This is a genomic window from Pseudarthrobacter sp. NamE2 (assembly GCF_005796205.1).
Classification (GTDB): domain Bacteria; phylum Actinomycetota; class Actinomycetes; order Actinomycetales; family Micrococcaceae; genus Arthrobacter.
On the sequence record NZ_VAHN01000006.1, the window covers coordinates 179,218 to 204,419 of the forward strand.

Sequence of the window (25,202 nt, forward strand, 5' to 3'; positions counted from 1 at the left end):
ACCTTGGCAGCGACGGGGTCACCGCCACTGATGCCTGTGTCCGTTCATCCTTCCGCCGTTCGTCCGCCGTGCTGCTGTAGATACCAGCTGCTCCGACGCCGGCCGCGATTAGACCAATGACAACGGGAAGGGCGAAGGCCCTGATGATTTCTGATAAATTCTCGCGCCGGACCCGGCGGCTCCCTTCAGGAGCTTCCCCCACAACGACACCCTTCTGACCTGCAGTTACACCCATCGTAAGCATGCCTGTGACCCTCCAGTACCGGAGGCAGGAGCCTCGGAACGGAAGCGGGAGCCAGTGCTCCCGGGGCATCGTCTCGCGCGGACGCTGAGAAATTCGAGTACTCACTACTCGGGTGCTCTCCTTCCCCCTTCCCGTAGGGTCGTGAAAAGGCTTCCCAGGGGGCTTTCGTGTGTTTTCGGGCTGTCAGGGGGGACAGGGTATGGGCTTGGAACTGCGGGCGCGCAGAGCCGTACACCATCAGACGGGGGCCGGTGACGGCGGCAGCAGTACAGCGCGGTACCGCGGGCAGTCACCGGCCCCAACATCAGCACAAGCCCACAAACCCATCCACATGCCTGGCAGGGGAACCGTCAGGGAAACGGAAACCCGCGATGCGGCTTCGGACCTGGTAGGTGCAGCGTCACCCGATGTTCTTTTGGACATCAGGGCAGACACCAGCGAAGCCTCCCTGACCCTGCTGGCTCAAGCGGCGGCCGCCGAAGTGGCTGAGGTAGCCGGATGTGCCCTTGACTGCACCGTCTCGCTCCCCCGCCCTAAGCGGCGGCCATTGACTGTGGGTACCAGCGACTCCGCCCTGGCACTGGCCCAGGTTGACCAGGACAGCGGCCACGGTCCAGTGACCCAGGCACTTGCCGGGAACCCTGCGGTCATTGCCAATAACTACTCGGCCGAGCCGCGGTGGCCGAATTATTGGCGTTTTCTCCAGGAAGCGGGCTACCGGTCCATAGCGTCGGTGCCGTTGACCCTGGAACCCGGATGTTCCGGGGCCCTGACGCTCATGGCCGGCGGGGATGACGTGTTCACTGGGTCCGTCCTTACCGCCCTCACAGACTTTGGTGACAGGGCAGGCCGAAGCTATGTGATGGCCGAAGAATTCAGGACAACCCGGGCCGCTGCTGATCAGTTGCATGCGGCACTGGAAAGCCGGACCATGATCGATGCTGCGTGCGGTGTGATCATGGCGCAAAGCAGGTGCTCGTACGAGGAGGCTTTTCAGATCATCGCCAAGGCCTCAAGCCACCGAAACATCAAAGTCCGGGTGATTGCTGAGACCATCCTGGCGAACGTCCCGGGCGGGCCGGCCTCCACCCGATTCCAGTCATGAAGTCTCCTGCCCGACCTGCACCCATGACCCAAGAAAACGGCTTTACCCTCCCCATCCTGGATAAGGCCGTGCTCGACAGGCTCCGGGATGAACTTGAAGACGATGAAGGCATTTGGAGATTGTTCGTTCAGGACTTCATCACGCAGTTGCCCCGCCGGACCGAAAGACTGCGTGCGGCCCTAACCGGCGGTGATATGGCTGAAGCCGTGGATGCAGTGCTTAGTCTTCGCACCTCCAGTCAGATGGTCGGCGCCGAACGGCTGGCGGCCATTGCCCTCCACGTCGAGGAAGCCCTGCGCCAAGCCACCGGCGCTGACCCGGCCGACGCTCTCCCCCGACTCGCTGCCACTTATCAACGGCGCATCAACCAATGCGGCGAGCAAACCCGCAATCTCCTGAAAGCACTCCTCCGGGACCGGCCAAACAAGACTTCCTAAAAGCTGACCCCTGCGCGTAATGCCCCTTGACCAGCACTTCCTTCCATAGACCGGACTCGTACTGGTCATGGCCTTTCCTCATGAAGGATCGTCCGGCAGGTAGATTGTGACGACCAGTCACAGACCGTTTGGGGGCGGACTCAGTGGAACCAGTAACCGTTAAGGGCGGCAAAGGCACCGTGGTGCTTTCTGACGGGGTGATTCATCTTCTGTGGAATCCCAAAGTTCGAATTGAAGCTGCCGACGCCCGCGCCGCGATGGCAACCGTTAATGCCGTTGCGGCCGGAGTGGAATATCCGATGTTGGTGGACATGACTACCACCGAATCTTTGAGCCGGCAGGCACGCTCCGTTTTTACCATCCGGTGCGCCGCCTCCCGCATCGCACTGCTCGGCAGAAGCCCAGTGGACCGGATAATCGCCAACTGGTCTTTGGGTGTGCAAACCCTCCCCTGCCCCACCCGCTTCTTCAACTCCAAAACCGAAGCCGTGACATGGCTGATAAACAAAGGCGCGGCAGAAGCTGGGACAGACAGCAGGAGTGATTCCTCATGACTTGCCCCTCCCCGAACGACACAGCAGCGCATGTAGCTGCGGCGCCCTCTCGGTCGATCACGTCCCGGTAGAGGATCCTTACCGGACACTGTTTCGTGAGCCAGCCTGGCTGTTTTCGCGTCTGGTCTTCCTACAAGATGGAACTATGCATCTTATTCGCCCACATTGTTGACTCGGTCAACCGCTACTGGGCTGACGAGGTGCAGTCTCGGCAGGTGACGGTGCCGGGGTGCGTCTGACGGTTGACTCTGCGCCAGGCAATCCGCTCATCGAAGCGTTGCTCGGTGATTTCCGCGTGATTTCCGCGTCAACTTCGCGTCGGGCACCGCCGGCGTTCACTACCAAGTAATTCCTCCGGTCATCGAGTCGGGCCCACAGAGTCCACCCTGGACATGAAGTTGGGAAAAAACCCGAATTGGGTCCACTGGTTATATGCGGTGCGCATCGGGACCGCGACGTCAATGGTCTAGGGGCAGGTTGTGCCGTTGATGGCGTGAAGTCTGTCCGGTGGTACGGTGACGCCTATGCACCTGAAGGCTTACCAGCGAAGCCCCAAACCCCGCCGCCGGAGACGGAACGCAGGCCTGGTGCTTGCCGGTTACAGCCGGTCCGTTGCAGCCTTCCAGTACCAGCAGCTGTCTACCCTGCAAAGGCTCGTCCGCCGCCTGATCCCGCGGCACCCGGCGCAGCTGATCGTTCTGGGCTTCGTGCTTGCCATCGCGGCCGGGACCGGGCTGCTGATGCTGCCGGTTGCTAGCAGCGGGGATGGCGGCGCTCCTTTGCTGGAAGCTCTGTTCACCGCGACCTCAGCGGTGTGCGTTACGGGACTGATTACCGTTGACACCCCGGTGTACTGGAGCGGGTTCGGGCAGGCCGTGATCCTGGGGCTCATCCAGGTGGGCGGCTTTGGGGTGATGTCCTTCGGCACGCTCCTGGGCGTGCTCACCGCGCGGCGCCTGGGCCTGCGCTCCAAGATGCTGGCGGCCGCTGAGACCAAAAGCCGAGGCTTCGGGGATGTCCGAAGGGTGCTGCTGGGCGTCTTCCTAATCTCTGTTTTAGTGGAGACCCTCCTGGCCGTGGTCCTGATGCTGCGGTTCCAGCTGGGCTACGGGTACTCCCCCGGCCAGGCACTTTGGCACGGCGTCTTCCACTCCATCTCCGCCTTCAACAACGCGGGGTTCGCCCTGTACTCGGACAACCTCATGGGCTTTGTCAGCGACCCCTGGGTGTGCCTGCCGATTTCCCTCGGCGTGATTATCGGCGGGCTCGGCTTTCCCGTGCTCTTCGAACTCCGCCGCCAATACCGCCGGCCCATCTTCTGGAGCATGAACACCAAGTTGGTGCTCCTGGGCACGGTCGTCCTCCTGGCCGGCGGAACTGCCTTCTTGACGGCAGCCGAGTGGACCAACAGGGCCACCTTGGGCGGTCTGGCTCCGGGCGAGCGGATCCTGGCCGGGTATTTCCAGTCCGTGATCACCCGTACCGCGGGCTTCAACAGCATAGACATCGGCCAGATGCACCCGGTGTCCTGGATGGGCATGGACATCCTGATGTTCATCGGTGGCGGCCCCGCCGGAACCGCAGGCGGGCTGAAAATCACCACGTTCGCCGTCCTGTTCTTTATCCTTGCCACCGAGCTACGGGGCGGCACCGCGGTGAACGTCTTTGGCAAACGGCTATCCCGCGCCGTGCACCGCCAGGCCATCACCGTCGTCCTGCTGGCGATTGCCCTGATCGTGGGTTCGACCATGTTCCTGATGCTCATCACCGACTTCGGGCAGGAACGGATCCTCTTCGAAGTGGTCTCCGCGTTCGCCACCGTGGGCCTGTCCACCGGGATCACCGCCGGGATGCCGCCGGCCGGTCAGGTGGTGCTGATCCTGCTGATGTTCATCGGCCGGCTTGGCCCGGTCACCCTTGGCACGGCCCTGGCTGTGCGCAGCCGCCCCATCATGTACGAATACCCGAAGGAAAGGCCGCTCATTGGCTAAAGACATGTTCTCGCGCAGATCCGGGCGCATTGCGCAGGCCGACTCCGTCGCGGTGATCGGCCTGGGCCGGTTCGGCGGCGCGCTGGCCCTTGAGCTCGAAGAGCAGGGAACGGAGGTGCTGGGCATCGACAGCGACGAGGAAATCGTGCAGTCCTACAACGGCAGGCTGACCCACGTGGTCCGGGCCGACTCGACCAAAGAAGAAGTACTGAGGCAGCTTTCCGTGCACGAGTTCGACCGGGTAGTAGTCGGGATTGGCACCGACCTTGAGGCCAGCATCCTCACCACCTCGAGGCTGCTCACCTTCAAGCACCCGCAAATCTGGGCAAAGGCCATCAGCGAACCCCACGCCGAAATCCTGGGCCAGCTCGGCGTCGAAAACGTCATCCGCCCCGAGCACGACATGGGCAGGCGCGTCGCACACCTGGTCCGCGGCTCCATCCTGGACTACGTGGAATTCGAGGACGACTTCGTGATGATCCGCACCCGGCCCCCGGCCGAGGCTCAGGACCGCCCGCTCGGTGTCCTGGGGCTTCGGGACCAGTACGGCATCACCATCGTAGCCGTGAAAAGGCCCGGCGGCACCTGGACACACACCACCGCCCAGACGGTCCTGTATGACGACGACCAGATCATCGTGCAAGGACCCAAAAACCTGGCGGAGAGCTTCAGCACACTCCCATGAGCTTATCCCCGGGTCTAAGAAACGGACGATTTTGCCGCGTTACCAATCGGCGCTGGAAGCGGGACTGGGCGCGGGTGCTTTTCTGTCTGGAGCACAGGCCCGGCTTCTGGCCGTTTCGCATGGAGTTCTTTGTCGGGTGGGTGGGGCCGGAGTTGCCGCAGGGCCCAAGGGAACAGGTAGTTCTTTGCCCATTGCAGGTCCCCGGTCCGGGCTTGACGCCAGCTGTTTTCGGGCAGGTCCTTGGGTTCCATCGGTTGTGCCGATCTCGTTAGGCAGGGTCGGCTTCGTCTCGATCGCCTCGGGGTGTATGTACTCGAAGAGCTCGATGCGGCCGTTACCGTCTGGGGTCTGAAGCAAGGCGATGTTGGCATGGTTACCGTCGAGGCCGACGGCGGTGTCGGTCCACTCTCCACTGACCGTGTCACGTCCGAGGACGGTGAGCCCGAGGTCGGTGAAGAAGGCTATTGTCGCTTCGAGACTGCGGACCGCGATGCCGACGTTCTCGAGTTTGATGGGCATGCGTCACACGTTACCCAAGCAGCGCCCGTAAGCCGGTCGCTCATCGTGCGCTCCAGACCGCAGATTCGACTCAAGCGAGCACCGGCAGGGCTCGTCCGGCATACCTCGCCCGAGGCGAGGGCCAGCGATGCAGGTGGGGCTAAGGGGCTTGCCACAGTATGGTGAGCGGCCGAAACGCGCGTGTACTCGGCGTCCTGAGCCGTCACGGGCACCCGGTCGCCCCCCCGCGGCCGGCCACGTCGAGGAGGGCACCGACGAGTTCGGGACCCAGCCCCAGTGCTGCATCGTTGTGGTCCGCCGCCGCTACCTCCACCTCGATGACGTAGTTTCCGGCGTCCCTGGCCGCCTGAGCCACGTCCCGGCTCTGCTGTGCGGGCACGATAGTGTCCGCGCTCCCGTAGACCACGGCGATCGGGATGTCCGCTCGCACTACGTTCTCGCGTACCGGGTAGTGATCGCGAAGCATCCAGCCCACCGGCACGCCGTAGGCTGCCCGGCCGACGTCGGCGAGCGAGGTAAAAGGTGAGCGCAGCAGCATCGCGGCTGGAGGGTGCTCGGTGGCGAGCTCCGTAACCACCCCGGCGCCGATGCTCTCCCCGAAATAGACAAGCGAGCCCGCCGGTACTCCTGCCGCACCTGTCAGGAACTCGCGAGCGGCGCGGACATCGCGCGCGAGACCGTCCTCGGACGGGTGCCCGGGATTCGTCGCGTAACCGCGATAGTCGAAGAGCAGCACGCCGAACCCAAGCTCGCTGATCGCTCGTCCCAGCCCTGCCCGATAAGCCCGGTTGCCGCCGTTGCCCGGTGCGACGAGCACCGTCGCGCGGCAAGCGACTGCGGCTGGCAAATACCAGGCACCGAGCTCGAGGCCGTCACTCGTCGTGAGCGTGACTTCCTGGGCTCCGGGCAACAGCTCGGCGGCCGGGCGTGGCTGGCCGCGGTCGGGAAAATAAATGAGCGAGCGTTGGAAGAACCACGGCATGCCAACCAAGAGCCCGACGACGACGAACACGGTCACGATCGGCACGATCCTTCCCACCGTCAACCTTCTCGCCACCGTCTTATGATCGCAGCGCGGTTCCCGCCGCACATGGCACGTGACCCACGACCTGATCACCGACCGCTGACGCACGCCGTCGAGCATGCCAAGACCAGACCGAGAATCATGATGCACTCGAGATACTTCCGATGGCGAGGCCTTGGCCCTTACTTAATCCTTATCTTGGCCCTTACCTAATCCTTAAATGTTGCATCCTTCAGGTCCGAAGCGGCAAACAGCAGAGGAGCAGTGACTTCAAATGAGCCGTAAGCTTTCGACATAAGCGAACCGCAGGTTTCCGTTACAAAATCTGCCCCCTAGGGTTGCCCCGGAGCTGACCACAAGCACGGCCGCTCACTCCCCACCGTCCAGTAAGTGATTACGCTGCAAGCATCAGGGCATCTCACGGCAACAGCGGGAGCTTAACCAGTTGCCGGGTACAACTACCGAAGGGAATCGGCATGCGCACCGTCATTGTTAGCAACATCGTTTCTTTGGACGGCTTTTATGCCGCCCCTAATGGCAGTCCACTCGTACTGAACATGGATGAAGCCTTTGACGAATACAACCGTGAACGAATTGAAGCCGCAGATATTGTTCTCCTGGGCCGGAACTCATTCGAGGGATTCAGCGCCTACTGGCCTAACGTGGCCAATGCCCCGGCAGACCCCGGCAACCGCGCACTCAGTGAGAACAACCGGCGAATTAGCAGCGCGTACAACTCCCTTTGCAAAGTGGTCGTCTCAGATAACCTCAAAATCTCACCCGACAACCCATGGGCAAAAAGCACCACAGTCATCCCGAGAACGGCCACTGCTGCATGGCTCGAGGCAGCCCAGAACGAAGGTGACCGGGACATCCTCATCTTTGCAAGCCGGATCATGTGGAACGGCTTGCTCAGCCGAGACCTGATCGACGAGCTGCATCTTATGGTGAGTCCGGCAGCGCTCGTCGAAGGCGTGCCCATCTTTGACGTCCCTGCATCGCTCAACCTGATGGATAGCCGCAGGTTCCCAAACTCGAACAATGTGCTCCTTCGTTATTCAACAAGGGGACACCTCACTTGAGTTCCGGTAGCTGGCCTACAAGTGAATTATGTACGGGCGGAACATTTTGTAGGGGACGCCCACTGTCTCATCTATGGATCCTTCACCAAGACCGAAACGGCCTGGTTGCCAGGAGCCTTCGGAGCCCTGCATTCCAGCGTTCAGCGAACCCTTCATCGTCTCAACAATGTGTCTCCTCTGGTCGATTCTCAATAAAAGGGAAAGTGGCCTTGGATGAGCCAAGGTAGGCGCTTTGGGGAGTATCTGATGTCACCCATTTGCCACGCTCGCACTTGCCATCTCAGCGAAGGCACCAGGGCCTAACTGTCCTGGCGCGCCAGAGCTCGCGTCAAGGACGAAACGCTTACGCTGAGCCGCTCAGCAGTTTCCTTCAAAGTCTTCCCTTCACTGCGCAACTGCCGGGCCGTTTCCAGTTTCCCTGGCGTCATCGAACGGGGTCGCCCTCCGAGCCGGCCCCGCGCTTTCGCTGCAGCCAGCCCGGCCTTTGTTCTTTCCGACAGCCGAGATCGTTCGTATTCGGCAAGGGAAGCGAACATGTCAAAGATGAGCTTTCCATGGGCACTGGTTGTATCCAACCAGGGTTCAGCTAGGGAACGAAAGCCTATCCCCCGCTGACCCAGCACCGTGACGATGTCAGCAAGATCGGAGGTACTACGGCCTAGTCTGGTCAGGTCCGCGACCAACAGCACATTTCCCGGCTGCAGATAATCCAAGCAATCCTTCCACCGGGCCCTTGCCTGAGTGGCGCCGGATGCGTACTCCTGGAAGACGCGAACTGCTCCGGCTGCCACCAGCGCGTCCACCTGCGAATCGAGCGACTGACCACGAGTACTGACCCTTGCATAGCCGATTATGTTCCTGGACACGTCAAAAACCCTCCCATCAGCCTTTTGACCGGTTTTCTTTTCGGCAACCAGTTTTGACTAAGACTAGGAGCGCTTTTTTCAACTTTTTCGAAGGCTTGCCGACGGCAAGTCAGAAACGGTCGTTATTGGCCTCTCCGGATCCTTCTGCAACAGCTGAAGACTGCGCTCACTCCTGCCTACCCCTCCCCCACTGCGCCACTCAGCGTTGGCAGTGCCAGCGAACGACCGATTCGCGGGAAAGTCGAACGGAGGTGCGCGGGCACCATGCCAGCCCAGAGGCCGCTTCATCAGTTAGCCCGTTAACGGCCACCGTGTGGCACCCGCCGGTACAAGGCGGCCCGCTTGAGCTTGCTGGGCTAGGAATACAGTGAATGTGGTGTTCCCAGGCCGCCCAGCAAAGAGGCTCCCTAACGGCCCCCAAGCGGCATGCGGCGTTTGGGGGTAGGGGCCAATCTCCCGCTTCCACTATCGGGCCACAGGAAGCGCACGGTTTGATCTAAGTGACATGTCTGGGTTAAATCAGTCGCTTCCCCGCAGCCACAGCGGTCTCTGCCGCAGATAAACTACGAGTCCATGCGTAAACTGCCGCTTCCGTGTTCTCGCTATGTCATTTGCTGTACCAAGATCATCGAGCTTCACGCCATAACACATGCCATAGGTCTTATTGGATCAGACATAAGCAGACTTGTTGCTGCGCGAGCAGTACGTCGGGCGCGGCCTCTCATACGGTGACAGGCAGGGCGACGGCCATAAGCTTTATTGCCATAACCTACGCCATAAGCCCTACTGGATAGAGGATAGGCAGCCTTGTTGCTAGGTAGGTAGTGTGGCATGCGCGGCCCGCGATAGGAAGGCAAGCATATCGGAACGCCACAGCCGCCATAGGAAGCTAAGTAGATAAAAAAGCCGTATCCACAATGGGATCACGAGCGATTAAACAAGCGGGATAGACCACTAGACCGCAGATTGGCATAACCATGGGAGTCAACGCTAGGTCCACCGCGGGAATCGCTGTTGCTTCTTCCACGTCAACACACATAGGAGGGAAAGTATCGAAGCCAGTCATCTTCATAACGCGGATTACCGCCATTCCCACTGCATAGCAACAAATGCCCACTCCTATCCGTGTCACTGCCAGCATTCGTAGACGACAGCACATAGCGTTGAAGGCAGAAGAACATGCACCACATTAAGTAGGAGACTCGTCGGCCGATGGCACGATCGCTGCAAACCCCAGTACCCCCGAAACCACAGGCAACACGCGCAATTGAACGTGTCATCTCCCTAGCGAACGGCAAAGGCGGAGTCGGCAAGACGACCACCGCAGCCAACGTTGGCGGGTACGTTGCGCTGGCAGGCTCCCGTGTGCTGCTGATTGACCTTGACCCCCAGGGCGACTTGGCCCGCGATCTCGGATACGACAGGCAGACCGGGAGGGAATTCTTTCAGGCCCTGATCGCCGGCACGCCGCCGATGATCCTGCGCGACGTGCGGGAAAACCTCGACGTCATCCCTGGCGGCCAAGACCTCGAAGACATCCAGGGACTGATGGTGTCCCGCTCCAGCCGCTCGGACGCCGGCGACTTCGGCGACATGCTCTATTCCGTTCTGGCCCCGCTGGCGGACGATTACGACTTGATCCTGATCGACACCCCACCAGGGGAGCGGATCCTCGTAGAAGGCGCCTTCGCGATCTCCAGTGCAGTCGTTATTCCTACGCGTTCTGATGATGCGAGCATCGACGGTGTGGAACGCGTCGCACGCCGCTTCATGGCTGTACGTGATCGGAATCCCTCCCTGCAATTGGCGGGCATCGTCCTGTTCGGTGTCGGCCCGCGTTCCATGCGTCTCGAACGAAGCGTTCGAGAGACCTTGGAAGAAATGCTCGGCACCGTCGCCCCGGTTTTCGCAACCCGCATTAGGAACCTGGAGAGCGCAAGCGCGGACGCCCGCCGCAAAGGCCTGCTCTTTCACGAACTTGAAGGTGCCGTTACCGACGCTCAGAAAAACCGCCTGAAGGCGCTCCGGGCGGGGGAGAAGCCGGCAGAAGGCTTCTTCTCACGCAATGCGGGGGGACTCGCTGAAGAGTACGAACAGCTGACCGGCGAGATCCTCGCCCGACTCAACGAGATCGAAAGCGGGAACGAAGCATGAGCGGCCGACAAAACCTTGCCGCGGCATTCGCACCTGCAGCGCCTGCTCGCGGTGCAGCACTGCAAGGGTTGCTGCCTTCGAAGCGGGGGAGGGGCACCCGCGAATTGGAGCCGAAAACGGACGACTCAATGCAGGCATCGACCCAGAATGTCCGGATGCCCGCATCAGCAAAATCCGAGCCCGCTGACACGCACGTACCTACTAAGCCACAAGCAGATAATTCACCCACTGAGCAGGAAATAGTCGAAGAGGCGCCCCTTGAAGCGGCGGGAGAGCGGGCGGAACCCACACCTACGTTTATCAAGCCCGCAAAGGCCACCACGCGGCACCAGCCTGCTGCCAAGAAAGCCGCTAACGCAAACAAAGCCTCCGAACTAGTTCCCGGAGCGCTACGCAACGTCGGAGTGTACCTGCCGCCGGAGCTCCTGGCGCAGGTCAAAGATTCCGTCTACAAGGAACGCACGACCTACTCGGACCTGTTAATCGACGCTTTCGAAGCCGTTGACGACGAGCAGATCGCCAAGGAGTTCACTCCCGAAACCACGGTGACAAAATCCGGGATGCCCCGCCGGGCACCGCGTAAAAGGGGAGAAGCCGGCATTCAGATCCAGCTGCGTCTCGATGGGATGCAGGTCGCTTGGCTAGACGAGAAGGTCACCGAGTTCAGCGCTCCATCACGCAGCGCACTCGTATCGGTCGTTTTCAAGCTTCATATGAAGGCGGCACAGTCGGCCGAGTAATGCCCGCCTCTTGATTTAACCATAGCTTGTCTTCCTATAGTGCTTATGGCATGCCTTATGGCACAAAGGCGAGTGTCAACGTTTCTGACGAGTGGCAGCCCAGCCTTGTCAGCCTGCTGAGAAGTGCCGACTGAGCCTATGGGTAAAATCAACTCGCAGGCCCTTAGCACCGATGTCATCCAACTCTGCTGAAGGCCATGTCGGACAGTGACCATTCATCTGGTGGCCCCTCGAACATCTCCCAGGGATAATCTTCGTCGGGGGAGAGGAGCTCCGGAACGGTATTGACGTTTCTGGCCAGCCATTCGCGCCAGATAATCCGATCGTTACGGTAACGCTGTAACTGAAGGGCAACCGCTTCGAGTACCCCGAATTGTTCGGCAAGCTGTCTCAATGATGTCTCGGCCACGATTGACCAGGCCCGGCCGGGACTGCGGACAACCAGGTTCCAAGCGGCAAGAACTTCCAGTGCTTCGTGGACGGCGGAACGAGACAGGCGCGTAATGCGCACAATCTCGACTGTGGACATGGCGGGGGAGTGCTCTAGTGCTTCGTAAACGAAAGCGGCCGGCAGCCCCAGCACACGGAAAACCGGGCGAAGGGCGTGAACTTTACCCTTCTGCCATCTAACGTCTTCAGCTGCTGCCTTAAGCTCTTCCGGAATAGTCAGCATGTAGAGGTCACCCTTGGTCCCCCGTCCCTCCTCAACAAGAGTGACCAGGGGATCCTTCTCGGCACGCAGCTCTCGCAGATGCATGGCGACGGTCGTGTGGTCCAATCCCGTGGCGACTGCAATGGAACGGACACCGAACTCAACAAATCTGGAGCCTGTCATATGGGCTGCCTCCCCCAGTGACCGTAGAACCATCCTCCTAGCCAGACCAGTCTTGGATTGCTGATATTTCGCCTCCCTGATCCGCAGAGCATTTCGCCAGGTACGGATGTGCCGATGCTCCGCATCGGGGTTCGAAATTTCAGTTATGCCCTGTAGTGCGGGGGGCTGTGTAGTTGGTTGGCTTGTGGGGGATCTGCGGACATTGTTATTTCCATCCCTGCTGGTCTCGTTTTTGCTTAGGTATTTGATGGCGTTCTGCCAGTCACGACGCAGTGAGGCCAGCCTGTGTTTGGCTGAGTAGCGCACATAGAAGGAGGCCAGCCCGGGCCACGTTCCTTGGAGCATCCGGCGCTCAACATCCGTGAGATGTAGGCCGGCGGCTGCAGCCGACAGGATGACGGCCTGGCGCGCCTCCGAGTCGGAGGCGTACTTGTTGGTGTCATAGATGCCGGTCTGAGCGAGCACCTGCATGCTCCGGGACATGCGTCCAGCGGGCTGGTGGATGGCGAGTGTGTCCGCGGTCGCCGGGGTGAAGAACTCCTCCTGTCGGAGCGCCCGGACTGCCTTGATTTCGGCGGCTAGGTCTTTGGTCATGGCGGCCCAGACAGTGGGGCTGTTGGGGCGGCGGGCGATGTCGTAGGCCATGGATAGGCTCATTGCCAGTTCCTGGTGGCCGCCGCGCTTGTGCGGTGAGCCGGGAGTTCGCATGCAGCCGTGGAGCAGGTTTTGGTGAGGGGCCTTGTCTAGGGTCCGGTACCGGGTGCCCAGCGCCTCGACAAGATCCCGCGCTTCAGAGAACGTGATCCGCCGCGCTAATGGGACGTAGACGTGACGGCCGCCGTTCGGAGAGTAGTCCTCGATCCAGCGGGCACCGACCGAATGCAGCCAGGTCTGAACGGCGCGAACGTCGGCTTGGACCCAATCCGTACCTGCTACCGAGGAGTCGAAGTCGAGGAAGATTGCCGCGCACGTGCCGTCCTTGCCGAAGATCCTCACCGCCGCGGGTAACGAGGGAAGTGCTTCCGTTAGGTTTCGTTCGTACTTCTGCGGATATGTCTTACCTGCGTCGCGCGAAAGCCGCATCCTAGGCTGGCCTGCTAGCAGGGGGGCCAAGGCTGACCAGACAGTAGCCGGGGTGTCCCGTTGGTTTGACACGCCTGAATCCGGGCATGCTGGAAGCACGGAGATGTGCTGATGTACGATGTGAGTAATCCTTCCGGGGATTGAGGTAACCAAAAAGGGCCGATCCTGCCAGATCGGTTTCATAGCAACACAAGGGATGGGCTCTTATGGCCCTCCACGACTTACAATCTGATCCGCCGGCAAGCAATCCAGATGGTAAGTCTCAAGCTTCGAAGGCCCGTCTTAGTACGGGCCTTCTTTGTATTATGAGGCGATGCGAATGGGCAGCTCCTGCTGGTAGTCGTCCTGGTCAAGTGCAGCCAGGTCTTCTTTCAGTCGTGGCTCAACAACGGACAGAAGGTATTCCGTAACGGTCAGGCCCTTGTGCGCTGCCACTTTGGCGATACCGTCAGCGGTAGGTTCAGGTGAGCGAAAACCAATGAACTTACGCAGCCCTTTGCTAGGACGCCCGCCGCCTCGATTTACTGCTACTGCCGTCATTTGCTGTGTCCTTTGATTTTGTAGCCGCCGCCAAAGCCGCTACAGCTTCATCGTTGTGATACCCGCCCCGCTGAATCACAGAATGATCCTTTGCGACTGCTCCGAAACTATCACCGGCCCAGTAGGCCTCCGGGGATTTGTTTTCAGAAAACGGCAGCGTGTCGTCTTTGTGACGTGTCGCCGTTTGGCGTCCTACGACTCTTCGACATGCAATGCCCCCTGTTGCATCCCATCAAGCTTGTTGGGACGTCCTTCCGCGCGGTCTATCAGGGCGCCTACGTACTCTCCGAAGGACATGGTGTACCGCTGCGTCGCTTTCCAGGCGGCGTAATGCTGATCAGGTTGCACAAGGCAGTTCAGCGGCACCTTCTTGCCGAGCGGCTTGGGTGGACGGTATTCCTCCATGTCACTCACCCTCACTTCGGTTCCAGAGAACCTGTAGACGTACAGAGTCTGCCGCGGCGGCATTCGATGCTCCTCTAAAAGAGCAAGCAAGCGAAAGACTACATACATGCTTCGCACATGCACAACTCACTGCCTGTACCCTATGGTAGGTGTCAGGTAGCATTCTGTTAGCTGCCCGCCTGCTCTGTGTGGCGGCCTATACAAGAGGCTGAGCTTGGCTAAGGAGCTTTATAAATGGCAAATGGGGGCCGCAGCGTGTTTCTCACGCAGCAACAAAAGAAAGAGCGGCTGGCGGATCGCATGGGCATTCTGGTGGATATCTGGGAGTCCGATCACAACACTGCGCTCACGTACCCTCATGTGGAAGAAGCACTTTCGGCCCACGGAATCCACCTGTCTCGGACGCGGTGGTCCTACTTGATCAACGGCACCGGCAGCCTGGTGACCGATCAGGAACTGCTAAAGGGCATAGCAGAGTACGTTTTTGCCATACCCGCCAGTTATTTGTGTGATCTCAACAGTGAGACTCCCCCTGAGGTGGAAGCGCGCATGGAGTTCCTTGTGCAGATGCGCAAGCTCAAGGTAAAGAACTTTGCGGCAAGAAACCTGGGCGCCACCTCGCCTGAGATGCTGCGGACGATTACCAGGATCATCGATGCGTCGATGAACGGCGAAGAGGAAGACTGAATGGGCCTCCCACCGGTCGCAGAAAAGGTCCGGGAGTTATGCGGAGACGGCACGACGTCAATGGTAGAGGTCCTCGAACGTCTGGCCGTCATCTGCGAAAAGCCGATTAAGCTGATCGAGCAGGAGGGGTCTTGGGGAACTCTGACAGCCTTCAAATTGGACTTTGAAGATCACTTCAAGATCTATGTCCCGCCGCAAAACTCGACGCAGTACAAGCTGCACTGCATCTATCACGAGCTCGGGCACATATATCTGGAAAGCTTCCAAGGCCACTTAGTTCTGCCCGATTTCTCTGAAGAGATGCTGAAGGAGGCTGCCCGCGCGAAAAGCATGAGCTGCTGTTCTGTTCCGAATCATCCCGTAGAACGCTGGGTGGAGGATTTTGCATTCGAGATGTCAAAGAAGACCCGCGCGAGCAGCTCCTCCGAGACTGATCCTTTCCTCTGATAGACCATGAAACAGTTACTCTTTGCGCTGCTGAGTGCCCTATGCATCCTTCGGATCCCCTCGGTAGTCAAGGTGGCGGAAGCCCGGGCCTCGTGGGTGGCTTCGATGTTCGGCCTGGCGGCGCTTTTTGTCCTGGGAACGGTTACGCCGCTGGCGTCCATCGACAGCTACCTCGGTGGCGTCAACGTGACGAATCTTCTTCAAGCCATCTTCGCGCTGTTGGCGATCTTCTTCTTCAACGACAGTGTGCGGCGGTTAGCAAACGTACCAGTCAGGTGGACTTACTATGCTCCTTTGCTAAGCATTCCCATCATGATTGTCAGCTTCGCCCTCATTGAGGACAAAGGTCCAACCTCTGCGGACTTCATTGATAACCGCATGGACCAACTCGCAACTGCCACTTACAGCGGCACGTACATGTTCGCGTTACTCTTCACCGTGCTTAGGATCATTTACATGCTTCGGCACAAGGGCAGGGGCCTGTACGCAACATTCTCAGCGGGCTTGGTCGTGGTCGCGGCGGCCGTCTCGTGCCACATTGCATATGTGCTGCTATTCCACTTCACGTCCTGGGATGCCTTCGCAGAGGCGATCGGAGTCTGGTTTGACCGCCTTTTCTATGCCGGCCTCTCGGTGACAGCTGCGGGATGGCTGATTCTTTTCCTGTCCAAGCAGCTGCCGAGGTTGCGGCTCTGGATGATTGATGCGCTTTGGCTTACTGCGCTGAGGATCCGAGTACATGCAGATCAGTCCCGGGTTAGTCCGGCCTGGGACCTGTTCAATGAAACGCTGGAGAATGGGGTCTACAAAAGCCTCATTGTTCTGCACAACTACCAGCGGGGGAACATGAGCACATTCCCGGAGTCTGTTCAGGGCAGGATCAGCCATATCGAGGCCAAGCTGGACGCGCGGGTCTAGCCTGCGGTCAGCATTGTTTTGTTGATCCAATTTGTGAGTTCGTTGGTGAAGGTTTGAGGCGACACATTCCACTCCTGCGTGTGGTGCGCCGCAGGTAAGGGAACCAGGGTGACGGTGTCGGGGTTCGCGCGTTGGAACGCTGCCGAGATTTCCCAGGGAACCGTCTGATCCGCGCTCGAGTGCAGGACCAGGGTCGGGACCGACACCCGATTAGGTATGTCGACCCATTCAAGGGCATCGAAGTTGATCGGTTCCTCCAGCCCGAGCATCTTCGCGAAAGGGGGAGCCTGCAGCAAGGACATGACAAGGCCGGCACCTAGCGCAGGCACGCCGGCGGCCTCCGCTCCCGCCGTGATGGTTTTACGCCAGCTCGTGACCGGTCCTACCAGGACGATCCCGGCTATCCGGTCACGGTAGGCGCTGCATTCCGCTGTAAGCAGGGCAATCGTCCCACCCATTGACCAGCCCGAGAGGATGATTCGCTGCGCGCCGTGAGCCACGGCGTAGGCCAAAGCGCTTTCCACGTCTCGCCATTCCGTTTGACCAAGGTGGCTCGATTCGGCCTGTAGGGGGCTGACCTCCAGGTCGCTGCGGAATGAGGGCACCAAGGAGGTGAATCCCAAGGAACTGAAGGCGTGGACGTCACGGAACATGATAGAGCGGTCGGTCCAGCTGCCATGGATGTGGATCACCCATGTGTCCGCGGTCTTACCTTCGAATAGCCATGCCGGCGCCGCACCGTAGGCGGTGGGGATGTGTACCTCTTCAAACCGCCCGGCCACGGCAGAAGGTTCGAAGAACACGTCGGGTGTCCAGTCGACCAGGGGCCCCAAAGTCATCGGCCCAGACCCGGTCGGATGAATTCGACGCTCCACAAATTTTTGATCCTCGTCGATCAGGGTGACCTCTCCGACCCTGGTGTAACGCCCGGCCGCAGGGTCGAAGACGGCGAAGTCGCCGTGGGCTTTGGTGTAGTCATCCAAGTCGATGCGGACTCTACGGCCATCATCTGTCAGTTCGGCGCGACGGTAATCCTTTGGGCCCCGTCTAACGATCTTGCGCGCCATGACGACCGCGAATCCGAATAGTGAGCTTGCGGGTACGAGGAACGCCAGGCAGGCGAGGCCACGCCTTGTCGTCAGCATCATGTCCCGCCCTCCAGCGCCGATCCGGGAAGAGTATCGGAGCCCAATCATCGTAAGCGTTCCTCTCGCCTTAGATATGTACGAAGCAGGCCCACTACAGGCGTTGCACATGTTCACCACACGCAAGTATTCTTGGTGAGGGCACGTTGGGGGCTCAAAGGGGGATTTGCATGCAGCGGAAGTCACTTGGTCTCGTGGCGCTGATCGTGGTTCCCGGCATCTTGATAGGGCTGGTCTTTTCCATGCTCTTACTCCTTGCCCCGGCAAAGCCCGCGGCTGCCGACTGCGGCCCGACCGTGTCAGTGTTTATCAACGGCGACCCAAAGTTTGAGGGCTACACCGAGGAACAGCTGAAGAACGCCGCGACGATCATGGGTGCCGGTAAGGCCCTAAACCTGTCCGTGAAGGGCCAAATGATCAGCGTCATGGTGTCCCTGGGAGAGTCCGGCCTGCGAGTTCTTGACTACGGCGACGGACCGGGCCCTGACTCCCGTGGCTTGTTCCAGCAGCGCGATAACGGTGGGTGGGGCTCCTACGCGGACCGCATGGACCCGACCATCAGCGCCACGAACTTCATCGAGGCCCTGCAGAAGGTCGAAGGCTGGGAGCTGCTGGAACCGACCCTGGCCGGCAACAAGGTCCAGCGCAACGCCGATCCGTATCACTACCAGAAGTACTGGCCTGAGGCAGTCAAGATCGTCCAGGCACTCTCGGACGGAAAATTCTCCCTAGAAGGCAGCGACTGCGCCATTCCGGGCCAGTCCGGTGCCGGGGACGATTACCCGTGGAAAAACTCTCCGACCTGGTTGCAGGTGGGTACAGCCGGCAGCATTTCACCGTTCAACTTCTACTACCGCGAGTGTGTGGACTTCGCTATGTGGCGGGTGAACCAGCAGATGGGGTCCGCCGGTGAACCGTTCAAGTTCCTCAACGGCAACTTTCGCCCGGACGGCCAGCGCCTGGGCTCGGCCCTGACGTGGAAGGCCGGGTGGGACGCCAAGGGCTGGGCCACCGGCAGCACCCCCAAGGTGGGCGCGGTCGTTTGGTACGCGCCCGGCGTCGGGGGAGCGGACCCGACCTTTGGTCACGTCGCGGTGGTCAAGGAAGTCAAAGACGACGGGAGCTACGTCGAAGAGGGCTACAACGGCAACCCGCCCCCGGATGACCACAACTACTACACCCGGACCGTCAGCAGCGATGTCCCTTCCGCGTTCCTGTACCTGCCCACCCAAGAGGAGAAGTAATGAAGAAGCCCTCGGCCCTCATCGCAGTAGCCCTGCTCTGCGCCGCGTGCGCACCGGCAGCGAACACCACGCCTGCACCGGCAGAATCGATCGCCACGCCTTCCGCGCCGGTTTCGCTGAGCGCCAGCAGCGGACCACAGGCTCCCGGTGGCACGGTCCCGGCCACGATCGGCATCACCTGGGATCAGGCCAGCAAGGATGCGGCAGTGGACGTCGCTGAGAAGGCCATGGCGGACTTTGCCCGCCCCGGCGTGGAGGAGCAGCGATGGGCCAACGATCTTGCCCGCTGGCTGACGCCACAGGCCACCGCTGATTACTCGGCCGTGGACCCGGCCAACATCCCTGCAGACCATGTCACCGGCCCGGCCGCGCTGAACGTCGATGAAACCAACGGCTACGGGGTCATGGCGGCGGTTCCGACCAACGCCGGGACCTACACGGTGCAGCTGCTCCGCACGGGCAAGGAAGCCCCGTGGAAGGTCAACCGCTTCACACCTCCCTCGTCCTAAGCGCCGGAACCCTCCATCTCACACACGTAAGGAAGAAGCCCATGAGCACCACATCAACCGAGGTCCTGGCCTTTCCAAACATCCGGGCCATCGTCCGTGACAACGGAACCGCTGAGGTCGTAGTTGCGGGTAACTCCCGCATCGTCCCTGCAGGGGAGTCCGTGCAGGATCTTCGGAACAACGCCCTGGCCCTCGTCGTGGGCGAGGCCCAGACGCTGAACCGTCCCGTCAGGGTCCAGATCGAAGATCCCGAAGGGCACGGCGAACTCATCGTGCACCCGGACAACAGGATTGAATCCGTCTCCTACGAGGCACGCCCCGCCCGACGCCGGGCACCGGAACCCGCGCCGGAAAGTGCAGTTCCCACAGTCATTGACACCGTCCAAGCCCCTGCGCCTCAGCCTGTGGCTGCTCCGGCAGAGCCCACTGCTGCCGCCGTCGCTGCCGTGGACCGCCAGCCGTGGCCGCCGAATCCCGTGTCGTCAGAGACGACGGACAAGCCGGCTACCTCGGTGCTGGAGACGGCAGAGGTCACGGAAGAAGCCCCGCCGACCCGGCGCAGCTTGAAGGAAACCTCCTTCCTGGTCAGCGCCCCGGTCCTGGAGCCGGCCACACAGGGCTGGCGGGGTGCGCTCACCCGCCTTGGCTTCCGGCTGGACCCCTCCGCCAAAGAACTCTCCGAGCGCGAGGATATCCGCACGGTCAGCCAGCACTGGCCCGGTCCCCGAACCATCGCCGTGGTCAACCGCAAAGGCGGGGCGAACAAGACCCCCACGGTGGTTATGCTCTCGGCCATCCTCGCCCGCTACAGCGGGGCCGCTACCGTCGCCTGGGACAACAACGAGTCCCAAGGCACCCTGGGCTGGCGGACGGAAAAGGGCGCCCATGACCGGAGCGTCCTGGACCTAATCGATTCCTCGACCGAGCTGCTCTCCCCGTCAACGAACGCTGCCGACATCGCCAAGTTCGTTCACCACCAGACCGCGGACAAGTTCGACGTCCTGCGCTCGGATGAGAACGAAGAAGGCGACCACGAAGTCACTGCGGAGGAAGTCGACATCGCCCACCAGGTCCTCACCCGGTACTACCGGTTGGTGGTCATGGACTCGGGCAACACCGCCCGGGCGGCGAACTGGCGCCGGATGATCCACCACACCAACCAACTCGTCGTTCCCGTAACGGCCATCGAGGACCGCGCCGAAGCCGCCCGGCTGACGCTGCAGACCCTCCAATCCCGTGGCGGCCACGATGCAGCGCTGGCCCGCAACGCCGTCGTCATCGTCTCTGAATCCACCGACGCCAAGCGCGCCATGTCAGGGGACGCGTTGAAGCGGGCCAAAGACGAGGCCCAGCGCATCGCGGACGGCTTCGAACCGTTCGTCCGGGCTGTCGTCCGGATTCCCTACGATCCGGCACTGGTCAACGGGCCCATCCGCTATGAAGCCCTGCAGCCTGCCACCCAGCGGGCATGGCTGGCGGCCGCGGCCGCCGTCGCCAAAGGCTTCTAAACCCACCCGTCATTCGGACTTTCGAAAGGAGGAACCATGCAACAGTCCCTGAATCCCTGGATCACCAGCCCCACCGCCGACACCCCGGACCAGGAAACAACGGATACGTATATGCCGCCGGCGGCCGTCATCAGTGCCCCACTAAAGGGGATGGTGGAGCCCGCCGCAACGGACCGGCTCGCCCGCCGCACCATGACCGGTTCCGCCGCGTTGTGGATCATCGGCGCACATGGGGGAGCGGGAGAAAGCAGAATCGCGGACCTCCTCTGTGGACATGCCACCGACCACTGCTGGCCCGTCCTCAATGACGGAAGCGAGCCGCAGGTGCTGTTGGTCTGCCGTGCGGACATGCGTGGCCTGACAGCCGCCAGGAGTGCCCTGACCCAATGGGTATCAGGTGCCGCACCGAAAGCTGACCTGCTCGGCCTCGCGATCCTGGCGGACGCACCGGGGAAGACTCCCAAAGCACTGCGTGACTTCTCCACCATCGTCGGCGGGGGAGCGCCCCGGTTCTGGGCCCTGCCTTGGGTAGAAGCCTGGCGGCACGGGGACACCACCGCGCAGCCGTCCTGCGAATACCAACGCTTCATTACTGACATAGCCACCCTGGCTGCCGACACATCAAACACCGCTCACTGAAAGGTCTCACCATGAACTACTTCTCCGCACTTGCAACCGGCGTCATCCCCAACCCCACTCCGACGATCCCGGCAGAGGCAGACGGGCTGCTCCTGGTTCTGAACTGGGCCTCCGGTATCGGTCTGGTTCTCGGCGTCCTGGGCGTGATCATCGTCGGCATCGGCATGGTCATCCAGCTCCAGCGAGGCGAAGGCGCACAGGCCATCGGCAAGCTCGGCTGGGTCCTCCTTGGCTGCATCATCATCACCGGTGCCGCCGGCATTGTCCGCGCGTTCGTCTAAGCCAGCACCAACAACGGGAGGTTCACCATGAGCCAGTCAACAGAGAGCACCACCGAAAGCAATCCGTTCACCAGACCCGGGTTCATCATTGCGGCCGCGCTGGTGGTCGCGCTGATCGCATCAACCATCGTGATCTTCCTTCTCCCCAAAGGACAGGGCAACGCACAGCCCGCCCCTGCCCCCGCTGAATCCAGCAGCACAGCCGAGGCCAGTCTCGATGCTTCAGCTGCTGCCGGTGAGAGCGTCTGCGGGCTGCCCGCTTCTTCGGAAACAACGCTGGGAACTGCACCAAAATCAAACTGGGAGCTTGTAGGACGCATAGCCACGCCCTCCGATCCAGAAACATTCGGCCCGGGCACAACCGACGAAAGTGGTTTTCGATCCTGCTTTTCGCATTCGCCCACCGGGGCCTTATACGCAGCAATGAATGTCGCAGCGCTTGGCTCATCCGGCTCCACGGAGTTGCAGCAGAAGCTCGCTGACAAACTGCTTGTCCCCGGCACTGGTAGGGACGCAGCAATGCGTGAAGTAGCCGCCGATACCAAGACGACGGCTCCCACTACACCTATTCAGGTGCGCGGATTCCTCATGAGGTCCTATTCGCCTAGCGAGGCGAATATCGATCTTGCTTTCGAAACGGACAAAGGCGCACTGGGCCGACTCACAGTGTCCATGCGCTGGATGGACGGGGATTGGAAAGTGAAACCAGCAGATGACGGTGTCACTTTCACGGGAGCTACCCAAATCAGCGACCTCAGCGGCCTAATCCTCTGGTCTGGTGTCTGATATGGCCGAGTGCGACTTTGGGGACTTCGGATGTGGCCTGGGCAATGTAATTTCTGGCATCGCTGATGACGCTATTGGGAACTTAGCGAAGGCCATCATGGAGGGCATGAGTCAGATGGTGACGACTCTGTCTACCTTCTGGGTTTCGATGCCGACCGTGAACCTGGCCAGTGAGGACGGCAGCACACCAAGCCCTGTTGTTTCTGACGTCAATAGTGAGTTGCTGCCCTGGACCTTGGCGTTGGCAGTTCTCGCCGTGATCCTTGGAGGGATCCGGATGATCTGGGAACAGCGTGGAGCACCGTTGAAGGACCTGCTCCGTTCGCTGCTCACCCTCACTCTCGTGTCGGGGCTGGGCCTGGGCGTCATCTCGATCCTGGTGATCGCCGCGGATGCCTTTGCTGTTGCCATCATCGAGCGTTCCACCGACGGTAAGGGGTTCGCCGAGGCTTTTCAGAAAATAGCGGTTATCCAGCAAACCGACGCCGTCTTCATTCTCATCATCCTTGGTTTGATCGGATTGATTGCCTCACTGGTCCAGATTGTTCTGATGGTGGTCCGGAGCGGCATGTTGGTAATCCTGGCAGGCATCCTTCCCACCACTGCCGCGTTCACCAACACTGAGATGGGCAGGCAGTGGTTCCAGAGGGCCGTTGGCTGGACGATTGCGTTCATTCTTTACAAGCCCGCGGCAGCCGTTGTTTACTCGGTCGCGTTCCTTCTGATGGGTAATAGCAGTGGGCAGGACGCCCTGGTTGGTTCGATCACGGGCTTCACCCTGATGATTGTTGCCTTGTTCGCGCTGCCGGCGTTGATGCGGTTCGTAACGCCGATGGTTGGTGCCGTCGCCGCAGGCAGTGGAGCAGCAGCCGGGGCTGCCGTTGGTGCGATGGCTACGGGAGCCGTGTCCCTGGGCCGTGGCGGCAGCGGGCGAAGCAATGCCGCACCAATCCCCGCTACGACAAGCACTACGGCCAGTACGCAGAGCACTTCTACCGGCGCTTCGCCGAAGGGCAGTGAAGGAGCGTCTGGTCCCCGTGGCGGGGGAGGGCAACCAACCCCCGGTGTTACGGGTCCGGGCGGAGCCGCTGGCGCTGCGGCCGCAGGCAAGGCAGGCTCCGCAGGAGCAGCGGCAGGGGCAAGTGGCGGGGCAGCAGCTGCTGGCCCGGCCGGGATGGCTCTAGCCGCCGGGGCACAGGTGGCAACCAAGACGTCGCAGGCAATCGAGAAGACCGCGCAGGATTCAACCGGGGAGGGCCCCAGTGGCAGCAGTTAACACCGAATACAAGGAACCGTCCTACGGCAACTGGCGCGTACCGCGCTCCGCCGGTCTGGGCAACCTCGGCGCCATTGGCACCGGTATTGTCATGGCCGGACTGTTGGTGGGCATTACCACTTTCGCTATCTGGGGCCTGTTCCCGGGCCTCGCTGTCCTCGCCCTTGCCGGGGCCAGCGCCCTGTTGCTCACGGTCAAGGACAAGCACGGCCAGTCCGTTGTAGACCGTTTCGGCACCCGCATGAGCTTCCGGCTCTCCAAGTCCACTGGAACGAACCTTTACCGCTCCGGCCCTTTGGGTGTAACGGAGTGGGGCATGTACCAGCTTCCAGGGCTGGCCGCGAAGTCGACCCTGTACGAGTTCGCTGACTCCTACAAGCGCCCGTTCGCCATGCTGCACGTGCCAGCGACCAGCCACTTCACGGTCATATTCTCCACCGAACCTGACGGAGCCTCCCTGGTGGACCCTGAGCAGGTCGACGCATGGGTGGCCAACTGGGGCGGTTGGCTCGCCGGCCTTGCCGACGAAGCAGGCCTCGACGCCGCGGCCGTCACCGTCGAGACCGCCCCCGACTCCGGGTACAGGCTCCGCAACGAAGTCGAGATGAACATCGACCCCAACGCACCCGAATTCGCACAGGCCATTCTCCGCGAGGTCGTAGAGACCTACCCGGAAGGATCGGCAACGGTCCGTGCCTGGGTGTCCCTGACCTTCAACGCCTCCCTGCGGTCCGGGTCAAAGAAGCGCACCCCCGAGGATGTTGCCCGGGACTTGGCCTCGCGGATTCCCGGCCTGTCAGCCCGGTTGCAGTCCACCGGTGCCGGTATCGCCCGTCCGATGTCGGCGCAGGAGCTCTGTGAAGTCGTCCGTATCGCCTACGATCCCCCTGCCGCGCTGATTATTGATGAGGCCCATGCAGCCGGTTCCCCCGTTGCCTTGGCCTGGGGTGAGGTCGGACCCACCGCGACGCAGGCGAACTGGGAGGACTACCGGCACGACAGTGCGTTCTCTGTCTCCTGGACGATGACCGGCGCACCCCGCGGCTCTGTGAACTCGTCGGTCCTGTCCCGGCTGCTGGCTCCGCACGGGGATATTGACCGCAAACGGGTTTCCCTGCTGTACCGTCCGATGGATTCGGCGAAGGCCGCGAGTGTCGTGGAGCGGGACCAGAACAATGCCAACGTCCGCATCACCTCCGGGACCCGGCCCAGTGCCCGCGCCCTGGTTGATGCCCGCTCAGCCGTGCAGACCGCCCAGGAAGAAGCCCGCGGCGCCGGCCTGGTGAACTTCGGCATGGTCGTTACCGCCACGGTGACCGACAGGGAACGGCTGCCTGATGCCGTGGCCGCCATCGAACAGACTTCCGGCACGGCCCGGGTGCTCCTGCGCCGCGCCTACGGCGCGCAGGACACAGCCTTTGCCGCCTCGCTGCCGCTGGGGCTTGTCCTACCCAAGCACAGCATGGTCCCCTCCGAAATCAAGGATGCACTCTGATGG

General features: G+C 61.2%; 26 protein-coding genes. 19 read left to right on the forward strand and 7 right to left on the reverse strand.

The window, feature by feature from the left end; all coding sequences use genetic code 11:
- The first annotated feature begins 575 nt into the window (after window positions 1-575).
- The 5 genes from FDW83_RS09455 (at window position 576) to FDW83_RS09475 (ending at window position 5,016) form a co-directional block, all read left to right on the forward strand.
- The gene (locus FDW83_RS09455) at window positions 576-1,349 is read left to right on the forward strand and encodes a GAF and ANTAR domain-containing protein (RefSeq protein ID WP_171027515.1); all 774 of its coding nucleotides are present in this window, start codon (window positions 576-578) and stop codon (window positions 1,347-1,349) included.
- 23 nt (window positions 1,350-1,372) lie between these two features.
- A complete protein-coding gene (locus tag FDW83_RS09460) occupies window positions 1,373-1,786 on the forward strand; it encodes an Hpt domain-containing protein (RefSeq protein WP_138137787.1) in 414 nt (137 codons plus the stop codon).
- 143 nt (window positions 1,787-1,929) lie between these two features.
- The gene (locus FDW83_RS09465; RefSeq protein WP_138137789.1) at window positions 1,930-2,340 is read left to right on the forward strand and encodes an STAS/SEC14 domain-containing protein; all 411 of its coding nucleotides are present in this window, start codon (window positions 1,930-1,932) and stop codon (window positions 2,338-2,340) included.
- A gap of 524 nt (window positions 2,341-2,864) precedes the next feature.
- Window positions 2,865-4,331, forward strand: a complete 1,467-nt coding sequence (locus FDW83_RS09470; protein ID WP_171027516.1) for a TrkH family potassium uptake protein — start codon at window positions 2,865-2,867, stop codon at window positions 4,329-4,331.
- A 4-nt stretch (window positions 4,332-4,335) separates the two neighbouring features.
- Entirely contained in the window at window positions 4,336-5,016 is a 681-nt protein-coding gene (locus FDW83_RS09475; RefSeq protein WP_138137791.1) for a TrkA family potassium uptake protein, read from the forward strand.
- Between the two features lie 39 nt (window positions 5,017-5,055).
- Here FDW83_RS09475 and FDW83_RS19485 read toward each other — a convergent pair whose 3' ends face one another.
- Both FDW83_RS19485 and FDW83_RS09485 read right to left on the reverse strand, forming a co-directional pair.
- Window positions 5,056-5,535, reverse strand: coding sequence for a hypothetical protein (locus FDW83_RS19485; protein WP_240720931.1), 480 nt, complete (start codon window positions 5,533-5,535; stop codon window positions 5,056-5,058).
- Window positions 5,536-5,737: 202 nt separating this feature from the next.
- Window positions 5,738-6,553 carry an alpha/beta hydrolase gene (locus tag FDW83_RS09485; RefSeq protein WP_240720932.1) on the reverse strand — a complete coding sequence of 272 codons (816 nt, stop codon included), beginning with the start codon at window positions 6,551-6,553 and terminating at the stop codon, window positions 5,738-5,740.
- Between the two features lie 482 nt (window positions 6,554-7,035).
- Between FDW83_RS09485 and FDW83_RS09490 the strand changes: the two genes are divergently transcribed.
- Entirely contained in the window at window positions 7,036-7,641 is a 606-nt protein-coding gene (locus FDW83_RS09490) for a dihydrofolate reductase family protein (protein ID WP_138137793.1), read from the forward strand.
- A 299-nt stretch (window positions 7,642-7,940) separates the two neighbouring features.
- On the opposite strand, the gene FDW83_RS09495 is transcribed toward FDW83_RS09490, so the two are convergent.
- Window positions 7,941-8,507: a recombinase family protein gene (locus FDW83_RS09495; RefSeq protein ID WP_138137795.1), complete on the reverse strand. Its 567-nt coding sequence runs from the start codon at window positions 8,505-8,507 to the stop codon at window positions 7,941-7,943.
- 1,212 nt (window positions 8,508-9,719) lie between these two features.
- Between FDW83_RS09495 and FDW83_RS09500 the strand changes: the two genes are divergently transcribed.
- Together FDW83_RS09500 and FDW83_RS09505 are read left to right on the forward strand one after the other, a co-directional pair.
- On the forward strand, window positions 9,720-10,661 hold the full coding sequence (locus FDW83_RS09500) for a ParA family protein (protein WP_138137797.1): 942 nt from the start codon (window positions 9,720-9,722) through the stop codon (window positions 10,659-10,661).
- 155 nt (window positions 10,662-10,816) lie between these two features.
- Entirely contained in the window at window positions 10,817-11,401 is a 585-nt protein-coding gene (locus FDW83_RS09505) for a hypothetical protein (RefSeq protein ID WP_240720933.1), read from the forward strand.
- A gap of 175 nt (window positions 11,402-11,576) precedes the next feature.
- On the opposite strand, the gene FDW83_RS09510 is transcribed toward FDW83_RS09505, so the two are convergent.
- From FDW83_RS09510 to FDW83_RS09520, 3 genes are all read right to left on the reverse strand, one after another.
- Window positions 11,577-13,319, reverse strand: a complete 1,743-nt coding sequence (locus FDW83_RS09510; protein WP_240720934.1) for a MarR family transcriptional regulator — start codon at window positions 13,317-13,319, stop codon at window positions 11,577-11,579.
- A gap of 303 nt (window positions 13,320-13,622) precedes the next feature.
- Entirely contained in the window at window positions 13,623-13,859 is a 237-nt protein-coding gene (locus FDW83_RS09515; protein ID WP_011776892.1) for a hypothetical protein, read from the reverse strand.
- A 192-nt stretch (window positions 13,860-14,051) separates the two neighbouring features.
- Window positions 14,052-14,264, reverse strand: coding sequence for a hypothetical protein (locus FDW83_RS09520; protein WP_138137803.1), 213 nt, complete (start codon window positions 14,262-14,264; stop codon window positions 14,052-14,054).
- Between the two features lie 234 nt (window positions 14,265-14,498).
- Here FDW83_RS09520 and FDW83_RS09525 point away from each other — a divergent pair, with 234 nt between their 5' ends.
- From FDW83_RS09525 to FDW83_RS09535, 3 genes are read left to right on the forward strand one after another with little or no spacing between them, the layout of a single operon-like run.
- Window positions 14,499-14,951, forward strand: a complete 453-nt coding sequence (locus FDW83_RS09525; RefSeq protein WP_138137805.1) for a hypothetical protein — start codon at window positions 14,499-14,501, stop codon at window positions 14,949-14,951.
- Window positions 14,952-15,398, forward strand: a complete 447-nt coding sequence (locus FDW83_RS09530) for a hypothetical protein (protein ID WP_138137807.1) — start codon at window positions 14,952-14,954, stop codon at window positions 15,396-15,398.
- Between the two features lie 6 nt (window positions 15,399-15,404).
- Complete coding sequence (locus FDW83_RS09535; RefSeq protein WP_138137809.1) at window positions 15,405-16,316, forward strand: hypothetical protein; 912 nt, start codon at window positions 15,405-15,407, stop codon at window positions 16,314-16,316.
- Here FDW83_RS09535 and FDW83_RS09540 read toward each other — a convergent pair.
- Entirely contained in the window at window positions 16,313-17,299 is a 987-nt protein-coding gene (locus tag FDW83_RS09540; RefSeq protein ID WP_240720935.1) for an alpha/beta fold hydrolase, read from the reverse strand. The two genes, FDW83_RS09535 and FDW83_RS09540, sit on opposite strands and share 4 nt — an antisense overlap.
- Window positions 17,300-17,631: 332 nt before the next feature.
- On the opposite strand from FDW83_RS09540, the gene FDW83_RS09545 reads away from it, so the two are divergent.
- The 8 genes from FDW83_RS09545 (at window position 17,632) to FDW83_RS09585 (ending at window position 25,199) form a co-directional block, all read left to right on the forward strand.
- The gene (locus FDW83_RS09545; protein WP_138137811.1) at window positions 17,632-18,705 is read left to right on the forward strand and encodes a CHAP domain-containing protein; all 1,074 of its coding nucleotides are present in this window, start codon (window positions 17,632-17,634) and stop codon (window positions 18,703-18,705) included.
- Complete coding sequence (locus FDW83_RS09550) at window positions 18,705-19,214, forward strand: hypothetical protein (protein WP_138137813.1); 510 nt, start codon at window positions 18,705-18,707, stop codon at window positions 19,212-19,214. Before FDW83_RS09545 ends, FDW83_RS09550 begins: the two co-directional genes overlap by 1 nt.
- 41 nt (window positions 19,215-19,255) lie before the next feature.
- Entirely contained in the window at window positions 19,256-20,722 is a 1,467-nt protein-coding gene (locus tag FDW83_RS09555) for a chromosome partitioning protein ParA (RefSeq protein WP_138137815.1), read from the forward strand.
- A gap of 36 nt (window positions 20,723-20,758) precedes the next feature.
- The gene (locus FDW83_RS09560) at window positions 20,759-21,361 is read left to right on the forward strand and encodes a DUF6668 family protein (protein WP_138137817.1); all 603 of its coding nucleotides are present in this window, start codon (window positions 20,759-20,761) and stop codon (window positions 21,359-21,361) included.
- Between the two features lie 11 nt (window positions 21,362-21,372).
- On the forward strand, window positions 21,373-21,642 hold the full coding sequence (locus tag FDW83_RS09565) for a hypothetical protein (protein ID WP_012623549.1): 270 nt from the start codon (window positions 21,373-21,375) through the stop codon (window positions 21,640-21,642).
- 27 nt (window positions 21,643-21,669) lie between these two features.
- Window positions 21,670-22,428, forward strand: a complete 759-nt coding sequence (locus tag FDW83_RS09570) for a hypothetical protein (protein WP_138137819.1) — start codon at window positions 21,670-21,672, stop codon at window positions 22,426-22,428.
- Window positions 22,429-22,576: 148 nt separating this feature from the next.
- Window positions 22,577-23,704, forward strand: coding sequence for a hypothetical protein (locus FDW83_RS19285; RefSeq protein WP_240720936.1), 1,128 nt, complete (start codon window positions 22,577-22,579; stop codon window positions 23,702-23,704).
- Entirely contained in the window at window positions 23,691-25,199 is a 1,509-nt protein-coding gene (locus FDW83_RS09585) for an SCO6880 family protein (protein WP_138137823.1), read from the forward strand. Before FDW83_RS19285 ends, FDW83_RS09585 begins: the two co-directional genes overlap by 14 nt.
- Window positions 25,200-25,202 lie beyond the last annotated feature (3 nt).